At 64.8% G+C, this 14,132-nt stretch carries 10 protein-coding genes; 9 read left to right on the forward strand and 1 reads right to left on the reverse strand.

Annotated features, from left to right (window positions below; all coding sequences use genetic code 11):
- Positions 1-41 precede the first annotated feature (41 nt).
- Entirely contained in the window at positions 42-1,229 is a 1,188-nt protein-coding gene (gene desA / locus WBK23_RS02825; protein ID WP_424482470.1) for a delta-9 fatty acid desaturase DesA, read from the reverse strand.
- Between the two features lie 304 nt (positions 1,230-1,533).
- On the opposite strand from desA, the gene WBK23_RS02830 reads away from it, so the two are divergent.
- The 9 genes from WBK23_RS02830 to WBK23_RS02870 all read left to right on the forward strand — a co-directional run bounded on the left by WBK23_RS02830 (position 1,534) and on the right by WBK23_RS02870 (position 14,122).
- Positions 1,534-2,667: an HDOD domain-containing protein gene (locus WBK23_RS02830; RefSeq protein ID WP_424482471.1), complete on the forward strand. Its 1,134-nt coding sequence runs from the start codon at positions 1,534-1,536 to the stop codon at positions 2,665-2,667.
- Between the two features lie 42 nt (positions 2,668-2,709).
- Entirely contained in the window at positions 2,710-7,143 is a 4,434-nt protein-coding gene (locus WBK23_RS02835) for a PAS domain S-box protein (RefSeq protein ID WP_424482472.1), read from the forward strand.
- Positions 7,136-7,522, forward strand: a complete 387-nt coding sequence (locus tag WBK23_RS02840; protein WP_424482473.1) for a response regulator — start codon at positions 7,136-7,138, stop codon at positions 7,520-7,522. Before WBK23_RS02835 ends, WBK23_RS02840 begins: the two co-directional genes overlap by 8 nt.
- Positions 7,515-9,191 carry a diguanylate cyclase gene (locus WBK23_RS02845; RefSeq protein ID WP_424482474.1) on the forward strand — a complete coding sequence of 559 codons (1,677 nt, stop codon included), beginning with the start codon at positions 7,515-7,517 and terminating at the stop codon, positions 9,189-9,191. Before WBK23_RS02840 ends, WBK23_RS02845 begins: the two co-directional genes overlap by 8 nt.
- A gap of 120 nt (positions 9,192-9,311) precedes the next feature.
- Positions 9,312-10,601 carry an NAD(P)/FAD-dependent oxidoreductase gene (locus tag WBK23_RS02850; RefSeq protein WP_424482475.1) on the forward strand — a complete coding sequence of 430 codons (1,290 nt, stop codon included), beginning with the start codon at positions 9,312-9,314 and terminating at the stop codon, positions 10,599-10,601.
- Between the two features lie 115 nt (positions 10,602-10,716).
- Complete coding sequence (locus WBK23_RS02855) at positions 10,717-11,274, forward strand: helix-turn-helix domain-containing protein (RefSeq protein WP_424482476.1); 558 nt, start codon at positions 10,717-10,719, stop codon at positions 11,272-11,274.
- A gap of 24 nt (positions 11,275-11,298) precedes the next feature.
- Positions 11,299-12,645: a glutamine synthetase family protein gene (locus WBK23_RS02860; RefSeq protein ID WP_424482501.1), complete on the forward strand. Its 1,347-nt coding sequence runs from the start codon at positions 11,299-11,301 to the stop codon at positions 12,643-12,645.
- Between the two features lie 116 nt (positions 12,646-12,761).
- A complete protein-coding gene (locus WBK23_RS02865; RefSeq protein WP_424482477.1) occupies positions 12,762-13,160 on the forward strand; it encodes a DUF3302 domain-containing protein in 399 nt (132 codons plus the stop codon).
- 2 nt (positions 13,161-13,162) lie between these two features.
- Positions 13,163-14,122: an HlyD family secretion protein gene (locus tag WBK23_RS02870; RefSeq protein WP_424482478.1), complete on the forward strand. Its 960-nt coding sequence runs from the start codon at positions 13,163-13,165 to the stop codon at positions 14,120-14,122.
- Positions 14,123-14,132: the final 10 nt, after the last annotated feature.

Below are 14,132 nucleotides of genomic sequence, written 5' to 3' on the forward strand. Positions count from 1 at the left end.
AAAAGCCCGCCGAGTGGCGGGCTTGAGCAACACAGGAGGCGTTAGACGGCCCCAGCCGGGCGCAGCGAATAGGTCTTCAGCTGCTCGGCGAACTCGCGCAGCGACTGGATGCCGCTGGCTTCGGCGTCGCTGACCCACTGCTTGATGGCTTCGAGCATGTCGTGGCCATTGGCGCTGGTTTTCACCCAGATCTGCTGCAGGGCCAGGCGCTTTTCGTAGATCACCTTGAGTGCCTGGCTCTGTTCCAGCATGCGCTGGATGCGCACCTGGTGGCCTTCGTCGAGCAGGCTCGGCTCACGCGACAGCAGGCGCTTGGCACGGTGGAAGTGGTGACGAACCGAGGCATCGGCCTTGGCCAGCTCCTGCTGCACCAACGGTGCGATCACCAGCTTGCGGTACTGCGCCATGATCTGGAAACGGTTGTTGAGGATGGCCATGGCGGTGTCCATGTCCAGGTTGCGCTTGCCTTCCACCCGATGGGCGATCGGTGCAACACGCTGCACCTGAGCCAGGCCGAGCAGGCTGAACAGCTTGATCCAGAACCAGCCCATGTCGAATTCCCACTTCTTCACCGACAGCTTGGCCGAGTTCGGGTAGGTGTGGTGGTTGTTATGCAGCTCTTCGCCACCGATCAGAATGCCCCAGGGCACTAGGTTGGTCGCCGCATCGCGGCATTCGAAGTTGCGGTAGCCGACGGCGTGGCCAAGGCCGTTGATCACGCCGGCGGCCCACACCGGAATCCACATCATCTGCACGGCCCAGATGGTGATACCGGCCGCGCCGAACAAGGCCAGGTCGATGGCCCCCATCAGCACCACACCGGCCACCGGGAAGCGCGAATAGAGGTTGCGCTCGATCCAGTCTTCCGGGCAGTTCTTGCCGTAGATGCGCAGGGTTTCCGGGTTCTTCGCCTCTTCGGCGTACAACTCGGCACCGGTACGCAGCACCGTGCCCAGGCCTTTGATCACCGGGCTGTGCGGGTCATCCACGGTTTCGCACTTGGCGTGGTGTTTGCGGTGGATCGCGGTCCATTCGCGGGTGTTCTGCGCCGTGGTCAGCCACAGCCAGAAACGGAAGAAGTGCTTAAGCGCCGGGTGCAGTTCCAGCGCGCGGTGCGCCGAGTAACGGTGCAGATAGACCGTAACGCTGACGATGGTGACATGCGTCATCAGCAGGGTGACTGCGATCAGCTGCCAGATCGACAGGTCGAGAAAACCGTTGTACCACATGGATCGTGTGCCTCGTGCAGAAGGAAAGACGCCGCCGATTTTTAGCACACGCCGACTGCCATTATCCCTGAGCCGGGTCAGAAAACCAGTTGGTCTTTTGCATAAGGATGCCGCCCCCTTATCAGCATCTATACTGCCGGTCTCAGGCAAAGGACTGACTTTTTCGCCTATGAATGCTCCGCAAAGCGCTTGCTGCTTGACTCTCGGCTATGCGCTGGGCGCTGTTCAGCGATGGATAGCTGGTCGCCCTGGGTCTGCCACTGCCGCAATTGGAGCCTGTGCCGCTGCTGAAAAGGAATAGCGCATGCGTGTAATGATTCTTGAGGACGACAGCTGGATCGCCGACCTGCTCAAGCAGATCGTGCTCAGCCTGCGCCCCGGCAGCCAGGTGGTGTGCCTGGAGACTGTCAGCGCGGCCCTGCACGACTGGCAACAGCACCCGGTGGACATGATCATCAGCGACTGGAACCTGCCGGATGGCCCCGGCACCCAACTGCTCGAACAGGTGCGCCAGAATGACCCCGCCATTCCGCTGGTGCTGATTACCGGCCGCGCCGATCGCGCCAGTGTGATGGCCGTGCGCGCCTTGCATATCAGCGCCTTTATCAGCAAACCCTTCCAGGCCGCGCATGTCGCCGCCAGCCTGGACAAACTGCTGCCCGTCCAGGCCCAGACGCGGCCCAGTACCGCCGGCAACGCCGCCCCTGATCTGCTCAGCCACCTGCGCAGCCTGCCCGCCAGCGCCCTGCAGCTGCCCCTGCGGCAGAACGTGAGTGACCGCCTGCGGCAAAGCTTCAATGGCGAACAGCTCGACCTGCGCGAACTGGCCGAGGACTGGCAGCACGACCCGGCGCTCAGCGCCCGCCTGCTCGCCGTGGCCAACAGCAGCGCCTACAACAGTGCCGGCCGACCCTGCGGCAACCTCACCGAGGCGCTGCAGCGCCTGGGTCTGGCCACCAGCCTGAACATGGCCATGGGCCTGGCCCTGCGCCAATCCAGCACGCTGCACCACGCCTTGCTCGGCGGGCTCGCGCAACCCCATCTGGAGGCCGCCGAACAGCTGGCCGAGCGCAGCACCGCACTGGCCCGCCAATGCGGCCTGGACCCCGCGCCCCTGCATACCGCCGCCTTGCTGCACCGCATGGGCGAACTCTGCGTGCTCTACCACGCGCAACTCTGGGTAGACGACGGTCATGCCCTGGAGGAAGTCGCGGTACTGCGCGCCATTGAGCAGTTCAGCGGCGAGTTTGCGGTCGCCATCAAAGCCCAGTGGCACTTGCCAATGGCCCTGCGCGAGTTGATCGGGGCCTGTTACAGCCTGCCCAGCAGCAACGTCAAACGGGAAAATGTTCTAATGCGCCTGGCCGCCTGTGAATACGACGGCGACCTCAACGGCCCGGAACGCGCGCGTCTGCGCCGCCTGGCGGGCCTCACCTGATGCCGTCAGCCCATGTTTGCCCGCTATCAGGACAGCCCCATCATGAGTAAAGAGGTAAAGCCCACGACAATCCGCTGGATCGTCGGCCTGGGCAGTGTTGGCTTGGCACTCTTCTTTGCCGTGCTGGGCGGCGTAGCCCTGAAGGAGCGCGACACCCTCTGGCAGTTGCAGATCGCCAAGCAGCACGAGCTGCAAAACCTGGCCCTGCAAAGCAGCCAGCTGGGCTTGCAGGACCAGGCGCAGCTGCTGGCCCAGACGATTGCCGCAGACTCCTGGCTGGTCGAACTGGTACGCCAGGCGCATGCCCTGCAAACCACGGCAAGCCCGGACCACAAGGCCCTGGACGCCATCCGCAAGCAACTCTTCACCCGCCTCGCCCCACGCTGGCGCAACCTGCAAGGCAGCCACCCGTTCACCCTGTATGTGCACCTGGCTCCCAGCGCCGAGGTGCTGCTGCGGGTGCATCAGCCCGAACGCTATGCCGACCAGCCCGCCGCGCAACGGTCGCTGCTGCTCGATGCGCTGCGCGACGCCAGCGACAAGGTCGGCCTGGGCATGGGCGATGAGGGCCTGGGCATGCATGCGATCACCCCGCTGCAAGTGGAAAGCAGCAACGGCCCACTCAGCATCGGGGCCCTGGAGGTCAGCCTCGACGTGCTCAGTGACCTGCAACAACTGGATCGCGAGCTGGACGCCGGAGTGGCCCTGTTGCTGCCGCGCACCGCACCACTGTCGCCGAACCCCGGCGAGTCGGCCCAGCGCTGGTACCTGGAAGGCTTCTCACGCACGCAGATCCAGCGCTGGCATACCCAGCACCTGCTGCCCGCCCCGGATGCCGGCGACACCCTCAAGCTGCTGCAGGCCGATGGCCGCACCTACCTGCTCAACCAACTGGTCCTGCCCGGCTACTCGCAGGCAGCGGCCGCCACACCGCGCCCGGCAGCCATTGCTCTGACCTGGCGCGACATCAGCGAGCTCTACCTGCACCATCAAACCGAAAAGCGCTGGCTGATCGCCAAGTGGCTGCTGGCCTGGATTGCTGCCGAAGCCTTGCTGCTGTTGCTGTTGCTGGCCACCCGCCACAGCAGCCAGACCCTGATCTACCGCCATCACCGCGAATTGCTCGACAAACACCAGCAAAGCGAACAGTCGCGCCGGCTGCTGGCGGTGATCAGCCAGGCGCAGGCCGCCTATATCAATGCGCACAACCAGCGTGAAGCCTTCGATGCACTGCTCGGGCACATCCTCGAGCTGACCGCCAGTCAGTTCGGTTTTATCGGCGAAGTGCTGCACGACGCGCGGGGCGCGCCCTCGCTGCGCGCCTACGCCATCAGCGCCAGCGCCTGGGACTACACCCGCGGCAAACCCGCCGGCGCGCCTCAGGATCTGCACTCAGCCGATCTCGACAGCCTGCTCGAGCAGGCGCTGCGCAGCCCGGGGCCGCTGCTCAACAATGCCCTCAGCGTGCCGACCGACGCACTGGCGCTGCAGGCCTTCGCCGGCCTGCCGGTGCATGCCGATGGCCAGCGGGTCGGCCTGCTCGGCCTGGCCAATCGCCCGGGTGGCTACGACCCGGCCTTCGTCGAATTTCTGCAGCCGCTGCTGGCCACCCTCGGCCAGTTGATCGAGGCCCTGCGCCGGGATATCCAGCGCGAGCAGACCCAGCAACGCATGCAGCGCCAGCAGGCGGCCCTGCGCGCGCTCAACGAAATTGCCGCGCTGCCCAAACTGAGCAGCCAGGATCAGCTGCGCCAGGCCCTGCAACTGGGCGCAAGCTTCTACGACCTGCCCATCGGCATCATCAGCCAGATCGAGGCGGACACCTACCGCGTGCAGGTGCAAGTCTCCCCGCCAGGCGGCCTGCAGGACGGCCAGTGTTTCGCCCTGGGCGACACCTATTGCAGCCTCGCGCTGCACAGCGACGACGTGCTCGCCATCAGCCACATGGGCCAGAGCGAATACGCCAGCCACCCGTGCTACCCGCTGTTCGCCCTGGAGACCTACATCGGCATCAGCCTGTGGGTCGCCGGGCAGCGCTTCGGCACCCTGGCCTTCTGCGCCCACGAGGAGCGCCTGGCACCGTTCGACGAGGCCGACCAGGAATTCCTGCGCCTGTTCGCGCGCTGGGTCGGGGCCACCCTGGAGCGCTTTCAGCATGAAGAGCAGAGCCGCCAGACGCGGCGCTTCCTGCAGGCCGTGCTCGACTCGGCAACCGGGGTGAGCATCATCACCACCGACCGTCACGGCCTGATCAATCTGTTCAACTCCGGGGCCGAACGCCTGCTGGGCTACAGCAGCGCCGAGGTGATCGGCCTGCACAGCCCCGCGCTGTTCCACCTGGACAGCGAAATCCAGGCCCGCGGCGCGCAGCTCAGCCGGCAGGAGCAGCGCACCATCGAAGGCTTTGCGGTGTTTATCACCAACCCGGCCAAGGGCGAGGCGCAAACCCAGCAATGGACCTACGTGCGCAAGGGCGGTGAACAACGCATCGTCAACCTCACCGTCAGCGCCATGCATGACGCGGATGGCAGCATCAGCGGTTACCTGGGCATCGCCAGCGACATCAACGACCTGCACCAGGCCACCCGAGCCCTGCAGAAGAGCGAAAGCCGCTTCCGCGGCCTGGTCAGCAGCCTGCCGGGCGCGGTGTACCGCTGCCGCAACGACGCCGACTGGTCGATGAGTTACCTCAGCGAGGAAATTCAGGTACTCAGCGGCTACCCGGCCGCCGACTTCGTCAACAACCGCACGCGCAGCTTCTCCAGCGTGGTGCACCCCGACGACCTGCCGATCACCTACCGCGCGGTGGCCGCCATCGAGCGCCAGGAATCCTTCGAGCTGACCTACCGCCTGCTGCACGCCGACGGCCACAGCGTCTGGGTGCGGGAAAAGGGCCGTGGCGAATACGACAGCCACGGCAACCTGCAGTGGATCTCCGGGTTTATCTGGGACATCAGCGACCGCAAGGCCGTCGAAGACCAACTGCGCCTCAGCCAGCAGCGCTTCAGCAGCGCCTTCAGCACCGCGCCCCAGGGCATGGCGCTGGTGTCGCTGCAGGGCGACTGGCTGGAGGTCAACGACGTGCTGTGCCGGATGCTCGACTACAGCCGCGAGGAGCTGCTGAGCATCGACTTCCAGCACATCACCCACCCGGACGACCTCGACGCCGACCTGCAGAACATCGATGACCTGCTGGCCGGGCGTATCGACAGCTACCAGATGGAGAAACGCTACCTGGACCGCCAGCACCGCATCATCTGGGTACTGCTGAGCGTCTCGCTGGTACGCGACAGCGACAACCAGCCGGTGCACTTCGTCGCGCAGATCCAGGACTTCAGCGAGCGCATCGCCGCCGAAATGGCCATTCGCGAGCGCGAGGACTACCTGCGCACCCTGCTCGACAACGTCCTCGATGCCATCATCACCATCGACCAGCAGGGCTATATCGAAACCTTCAACCATGCCGCCGAGCGCATCTTCGGCTACAGCCACCTGGAAATCAGCGGCCACCGGGTCACCCAGCTGATGCCCGAGCCGCAGCGTAGCCAGCGCGCCCGCTACCTCAGCCACTACCTGAAAACCGATATCCAGCAGATCCTCGGCAAGGAAATCGAACTGACCGCCCTGCGCAAGAACGGCACGCCCTTCACCGTGGAGCTGGCCATCTCGCAGATCAGCCACCAGGGCGAGCGGCGCTTTATTGCGGTGATCCGCGACATTGAGGAGCGCAAGCGCATCGAGCAGATGAAGAATGAATTCGTCTCCACCGTCAGCCATGAACTGCGCACCCCGCTGACTGCGATTGCCGGCTCCCTCGGCCTGGTCAACGGCGGTGCGCTGGGCGCGGTGCCCGCCGCCATGCAGCAGATGCTGCAGATTGCCCAGGACAACAGCCTGCGGCTCAACCTGCTGATCAACGACCTGCTCGACATGGACAAACTGGTGGCCGGCAAGATGCTCTTCGAGCTGAGCGACGAAGCGCTGCAACCACTGCTGGAACAGGCCATCGAAGAAAACCAGCCCTACGCCAGTCAGTACCAGGTGCGCCTCAGCCTGCACACGCCGCCTACCGCTGCCAGCGTGCGAGTCGACAAGCTGCGCCTGGCCCAGGTGCTGGCCAACCTGCTGTCGAACGCGGCGAAGTTCTCGCCCCAGGGCCAGAGCGTGGACATCAGCCTGCAGCAGCAGGGCGAACGCATTCGCGTCAGCGTGCGCGACCATGGCCCCGGCGTGCCGGAAAATTTCCAGGCGCGGATCTTCAGCAAATTTTCCCAGGCCGATGCCACCGATACCCGGCAGAAAGGCGGCACCGGCCTGGGCCTGGCGATCAGCAAGGAAATCATCGAGCGCATGGGCGGCACCATCGGTTTCGACTCGCCGGCCGGTAAAGGCGCGACTTTCTGGTTCGAGCTGACTACCCTGGCTGCGCACGCCCAGATTGCATCACCTACCCCCGAGGAAAACCGACATGGCTGATTTGCAGCGCATCCTGCATGTCGAAGACGACCCGTCGATCCAGGCCGTCGCCAAGCTCGCCCTGGAAGCCGTCGGCGGCTTTCAGGTGCTCAGTTGCGCCTGCGGCCAGGACGCCCTGGACCAGGTGCAGGGCTTTGCCCCGGACTTTATCCTGCTGGATGTGATGATGCCGGACATGGACGGCCCGCAGACCCTGGCGCGCCTGGCCCGCCTGGTGGATATCGGGCAGATCCCGGTGGCCTTTATGACCGCCAAGGTGCAACCGGCGGAAATCGAGCACTACCGCAGCCTCGGCGCGCGTGATGTGATCATCAAGCCGTTCGACCCGATGCAACTGGCTGCGCAGGTGCGCAAGATCTGGAGCCAGGCCCATGAGTAAAGGCAAAGCCCCTGCCGATGAACTGCAGCAACAGCTGCAGCGGCTCAGCGCGGCCTTCGCCCAGCGCCTGGAGCAGGAACTGCCCGCGCTGGGGGTGAACGCCGAACGCCTGCTGCACGCCACCGACCCGCAGGACCAGCTGCGCTGCTTGCAGAGCCTGCGCGACCAGCTGCACAAGCTGGCAGGCGCGGCCGGCACCTTCGGCTTCAGCAGCCTCGGCCAGCGCGCCCGCGAGCTGGAGCAGCAAGCGGACATCTGGCTGGAAACCCTGCAACAGGAACAGCAGAGCCTGCAGGACTTCAGCCACAGCCTGCAGCAGCTGGCCAGCCAGCAGTTCCAGGCCGAGCGCCCGCAGGCACGGGCCACGCGCAAGGCCAAGGCAGTCAAGCCGAGCAGCAGCTCGCGGCGCATCTATATCCTCGAGGACCAGCGCTCGATTGGCGAAACCATGCGCCTGACGCTGAACAACTTCGGCTATCACGCCGAACACTTCAGCCACATCGCCGACCTCGACGCCGCCCTGCAGCAGCAACTGCCCGATGCGCTGATTGTCGACGTCAACCTGCCCGACGAAAGCCAGACCGGGCTGGCCTACGCCGCCAGCCTGCAACAACGCCTGGATGAACCGCTGCCGCTGCTGGTGATCACCACCCAGGACGACTTCGCCACCTACCTGGAAGCGGTGCGCGTCGGGGCTCTGGGCTTCTTCACCAAACCGGTGGACATCCCCCAGCTGGAAAACCGCCTGGAGCGCTGTTTCGCCCAGCAGCAGGGCGAGCCGTACCGGGTGCTGATCATCGATGACGACCGTGAACTGGCCAGCCGTTTCAGCCTGATTCTGCGCGGGGCCAATATGCTGGTGGAAATGCTCCATGAGCCCGCGGAAATCTTCGCCCGCATGCGCAGCTTCAACCCCGAAGTGGTGCTGCTGGACGTCAGCATGCCGGACTGCACCGGTCCGGAACTGGCGCAGATCATCCGCATGAACGACGACTGGCTGCGCGTGCCGATCGTCTACCTGTCGGCGGAAACCGATATCGGCCGGCAGATGAACGCGCTGATCAAGGCCGGCGATGATTTCGTCACCAAGCCGATTTCCGACAACGCCCTGGTCGCCGCGGTGTTCTCCCGCGCCCAGCGCGCGCGCCTGCTGAGCAACGCCCTGGCCCGCGACAGCCTGACCGGGCTGCTCAAGCACGCCGACATCAAGGAGCAGGCGGCGGTCGAACTGGAGCGCGCCCAGCGCAGCGGCAAGCCCGCCAGCGTGGCGATGCTGGATATCGACTTCTTCAAGAAGGTCAACGACAGCCATGGCCACGCCGCCGGTGACAACGTCATCCGCGCCCTGGCCAACCTGCTGCGCCAGCGCCTGCGGCGCATCGACAGCCTCGGCCGTTACGGCGGCGAGGAGTTCCTGGTGGTGTTGCCCGACTGCCCGGCCGAACAGGCGCTGCGGATTCTCGACGAAATCCGCCAGCGCTTTGCCGAGCTGCAGTTTATCGCCAGCGGCAGCGAGTTCTCGGTGACCCTGAGCGCCGGCATCGCCTCCACCGAAGACACCACGGACAACGCCGACAGCCTGCTGGAACGCGCCGACCGCGCGCTGTACACGGCGAAAAACAGCGGGCGTAACCGTGTTCAGCAGTTTGACGTGGGGGCCGCAGGTTGAGCCCGACCTAAGCGTCAGCCGGGCTTGCAACCGAGCGAGGTGCTCCAGGCGCTTGGCCTTATGAAATTTATCGCGTATCTTTTCATGAAATTCTAATTACGAAATTTCATGAGGCGCACCGTGTTCAAACAATCCGCCCAGCATATCGGCACCTACTACGCCGGCACCTACCCCGGTTCCATCCCGCTGCGCCCGCGCCTGCAGGAAGCGCTGCAGTGCGACGTGCTGATTATCGGTGGCGGCTTCAGCGGCCTGCACAGCGCGCTACGCCTGGCCCTGGCCGGCAAGAAGGTGGTGCTGCTGGAAGCCAGTCGGCTGGCCTGGGCGGCATCCGGACGCAACGGTGGTCAGGCGCTGCCGGGCTGGTCCTGCGATATGTCGCCGTTCGAGAAGGCCCTCGGCCTGGAACGCGCCCGCCGCCTGTGGGACAGCATGGTCTGGGCCGCCGAGGAAATGCGCGAACTGCCCGAGCGCCATAACTTCGATATCGACTACCGCACCGGCGCGATCTACACCGCCGTGCTGCCGCGCCGCGTGCGTCAGCTGCAGGACAGCCTGGAAGAAGCCGAGCAGAAGTACGGCTACACGCAGCTGAGCTTTATTCCCAAGGACGAACTGCCCGAGTGGATCGCCAGCCCGCGCTACCTGGCCGCCCTGCATGACAGCGGCGCAGCGCATCTCAACCCGCTGAAACTGGCCCAGGGCCTGGCAGACGCCATCGAGAAAGCCGGCGGCAAAATCTTCGAGCAGAGCAAAGCGCTGAGTTATCAAGAGACGGCGGACGGTTATGTAGCGCGCACTGAGCACGGCGAGGTACGCAGCGACGTGTTGGTGCTGGCCTGCAACGCCTATATCGACAAGCTCGATGCGCAACTGTCGAAACGCCTGCTGCCGGTCGGCTCCTACCAGGTCGCCACCGCGCCGCTGGACCCGGAGCTGGCGCGCTCACTGTTCCCGCGCGGCACCTGCGCCATCGACAACCAGTTCGTCCCGGATTACTTCCGCGTCACCCCGGACAATCGCCTGCTGTTCGGCGGCGGTTGCACTTATCTGGGCGGCATCCCGGCGGACGTGCCGGCGGCCACCCGGCCTTATCTGGAACGCGTATTCCCGCAACTGCGCGGCGTGCAGATCGACTACGGCTGGGGCGGGCATATCGACTGCACCATGCACCGCACCCCGGATGTCGGCCGCAACGGGCAGAAGTACTGGCTACAAGGCTTCTCTGGCCACGGCATCCTGCCGACCCTGGCCGCCGCCCGCGCGGTCAGCGATGCGATCCTCGGTGACAGCGATCTGCTTGAGCTGTACCAGGGCCTGAGCAACCCGCGCTTCCCTGGCGGCGACCTGCTAGCTGCGCCGATCGAGGCCGTCGGCAAGGCTTGGTACCGCCTGCGCGACGTCATTTGATGATGGGCAACTTGCTCTCGTAGGGTGGAAAACCGCGCAGCGTTTTCCACCAAAGCCGGTGGATGAAAAAGCGTCATCCACCCTACAAGAGCCCAACCACAGCAAGGAACACCCGATGGATATGCAGGAAGAAGTCGAAGGTCTGGCGATCCTGATCCGCGACCTGCGCAAGCACAAGAACCTCACCCTGGGTGAGCTGGCCGCGCGTATCGACCGTTCGGTGGGCTTTCTCTCCCAGGTCGAGCGCGGCCTGTCCCGCCCGACCGTGGCCGATCTCACCGCCATCAGCGAAACCCTTGGCGTACCGACCACCTATTTCTACAGCCTGAGCAAGCCGCGCGACGTGCCCTGGGTCACCCGCCCCGGCGAGCGCCGCACCCTGTATTACGCCGGCGGTATCACCGACGTACTGGCCTCGCCAACCATGGCCGGCGGCTTCTCCATGCTCGAAAGCCGTTTGGATCCTGGCGCCAGCAGCGGTGACGGGCATTTGAACGACAGCTCCGAACAGGGCGGTTTCGTCCTCGAAGGCGAGCTGACGATCTGGTACGGCGACGCTGCCGAGCCGGTCACCCTCGGCCCGAATGACAGCTTCCAGTTACCGCCACACGCACAGTTTCGCTACGCCAACCTTTCCGATTCCCCAACACGAGTGCTCTGGGTCTTCACCTGACCCGCGCAGATAGCCGCCATGACAATAACAACAGCATTCCCCGACCTGCTCAGCGAAGTCCGCGCCTTCCGCAGCGCCCACCCCGAGGTGCGCTATGTCGACCTGATCAGCCTGGACATCCCCGGGCATTTCTACGGCAAACGTTACCCCATCGACATGCTGGAGAAGGTCGCCGCCGGCAGCCCGCTGAAAATCCCGCAGAACTGCGTGCTGCTCGGCGTGCAGGGCGGCCTGCATCCGATTGGCGATTACTGCTTTAACGACGGTGACCCGGATGCACCACGCCGACTGATCCCCGGCACGCTCAAGCCGGTGCGCTGGGAGAGCCAGCCGCTGGGGCAGATGCTGATCAGCTCCGATGGAACCGCCGCACCCATCGATTTCGAACCGCGTGAAGTGCTCGCCCGTGTGCTCAAGCGTTTGGAAGCGCGCGGTATCCGCCCGGTGGTGGCGTTCGAGCTGGAGTTCTATCTGTTTGATCGCAAGCTGCAAGACGGCCTGCCGCAGTTCCCCCGCGACCCGCTGTGCGGCGACGAAGACGATCAGCCGAATATGCATATCGAACGCCTGTCGCGCTTTGCCGATGTGCTGCACGAGATCGTCGACGCCGCCAACGAACAGGGCGTGGACGCCAACGTGATCACCGCCGAACTCGGCCCGGGCCAGTTCGAGATCAACTTCGGCCATTGCGACGACGGCCTGCGCGCCGCCGACTGGGCCGCCCTGTTCTGCCGCAGTACCCGTGGCGTGGCGTTCAAGCACGGCCAGCGCGCCAGCTTTATGAGCAAGCCCTACCTGCACGCGCCGGGCAGCGGCATGCATGTGCATGTCAGCCTGTATGACGCGGCCGGCAACAACCTGCTGGCCGCCGACGAACAGCGCCCGCTGCGCCACGCCGTGGCCGGCTGCCTGGAACTGCTGCCACACTGCATGCCGATCTTCGCCGCCAACCACAACGCCTTCCGCCGCTACGGGGCCATGGTCAACGCCGCCAGCCGCGCCAGCTGGGGTTTTGAGGACCGCGATGCGTGCATCCGCATCCCCGAGTCGGACGGCAGGAACCTGCGCATCGAACACCGCCTGGCCGGGGCCGACGCCAATCCGTACCTGGTGCTGGCGGCCATCCTCACCGGCATGGAGCACGGCCTGGATGCCGCCAGGGAGCCGATTGCGCCGCTCAACGAAGATCGCGGCAGCGGCATCGACTTCCCCCAGGACATGCTCAGCGCCGTCAGCGCCATGCGCGATCATCCAGTGGTCAACCAGGGCCTGGGCAGTGAGTTCGTGATGGTCTACTGCGAGAACAAGCGCCAGGACCACCTGGCCTTTATGCAGGAAGTCAGTGCGCGGGAGTACCGCTGGTTTCTATAGCCGCACGTCATCTGCGCGAACAATGGCCTGGCCGCTGTTAGCGCAGATAGCGCTTCCTGGTAACACTGATTTGTCTACAATGGCCGCAAATCAGAATAAGCAAGGAGGGGCTAACGATGCTGGACTACATAGCGCTGGGCATTCTCGTGTTTGCCGCAGTGGTGCTGTTTTACGGGGTTATCGTGATGCACGACATCCCTTATGACATCGCCGTACACCGCAACCACCCACAACAAGATGCGATCCACGTGGCCGGCTGGGTCAGCCTGTTCACCCTGCATGCGATCTGGCCGTTCCTGTGGATCTGGGCCACCCTGTATCGCGAAGACCGCGGCTGGGGCTTCAGCCAAGCCAAGGTAGAAGACGCGCGCCTTGAGGCGCTGGAGCAGCAAGTCAGCGCACTGCAGGCCAGCCTGGCAGCGCTGAGTGCGCCGCCAGCTACACCGGCTGAACCGCAGGACAGCCCCGCCAGCACGCTGCCAGCGTCTGCCCCACAACGCCCAGAGGAGGTGTAAACATGGACCTGTTATTGATCCTTACCTACACCGCCATCTGCGTCGCCATCTTCAAAATATTCAAGATTCCGCTGAATAAATGGACGGTGCCGACCGCCGTGCTCGGCGGGATCGTATTGATCGGTTCGCTGATCTTTCTGATGAACTACAACCACCCCTACTCCGAGGTGTCGCGCAGCTACTTCGTCAGCACACCGATCGTCCCGGCAGTCAGCGGCCTGGTGATCGAGGTACCCGCGCACGAGCACCGGACCCTGGAAAAAGGCGACGTGCTGTTCCGTATCGACCCCACGCCATTCGAAAACCAGGTCAAGTCGCTCAAGGCCCGCTTGTTCTCGGCCAGGGCTGATCTGTCACGCGCCAGCGAACTGGCCAAGCGCAACGTCGGCAACCTGCGCAATGTCGACATCACCCGCGCGCAAGTCGATGACTTGCAGGCACAGCTGAATATTGCCCAGTTCGAGCTGGACAGCACCGTGGTCCGCGCGCCGTCACGCGGCTACGTCACCCAGGTCGCACTGCGTCCGGGGGTTTTCGCGGCCCGCTTGCCGTTGCGCCCGTCGATGGTCTTTATTCCGCAGGAGGACTACTACTATGTGGCCTGGATGCGGCAGAACAGCCAGCTGCGCCTGACCATCGGCGACGAGGCCGAGATCGCCTTCGACGGCCTGCCCGGTCAGGTCTTCACGGCCAAGGTACGCAGGGTGCTACCAGTGATCGCCGAGGGGCAGGTGCAAGCCAGCGGCACGCTGATCGGCTTCACCGGTTCACCACCCGCTGGCCGCGTGCCGGTGGTGCTCGAGGTGACCGATCCGGACTTCGCCCAGTACCGCGACATCATGCCTGGCGGCGCCTATGGCCAGGCAGCGCTGTATTCCGAGCATTTCCACCACGTCGCCATCATGCGCAAGATCCTCCTGCGCATGGCCGCCTGGATGAACTACATCTTCCCCTTCCACTGATAGTGCCAGC

The sequence above is a fragment of the Pseudomonas sp. genome (assembly GCF_049653025.1).
Taxonomy (GTDB): Bacteria; Pseudomonadota; Gammaproteobacteria; order Pseudomonadales; family Pseudomonadaceae; genus Aquipseudomonas.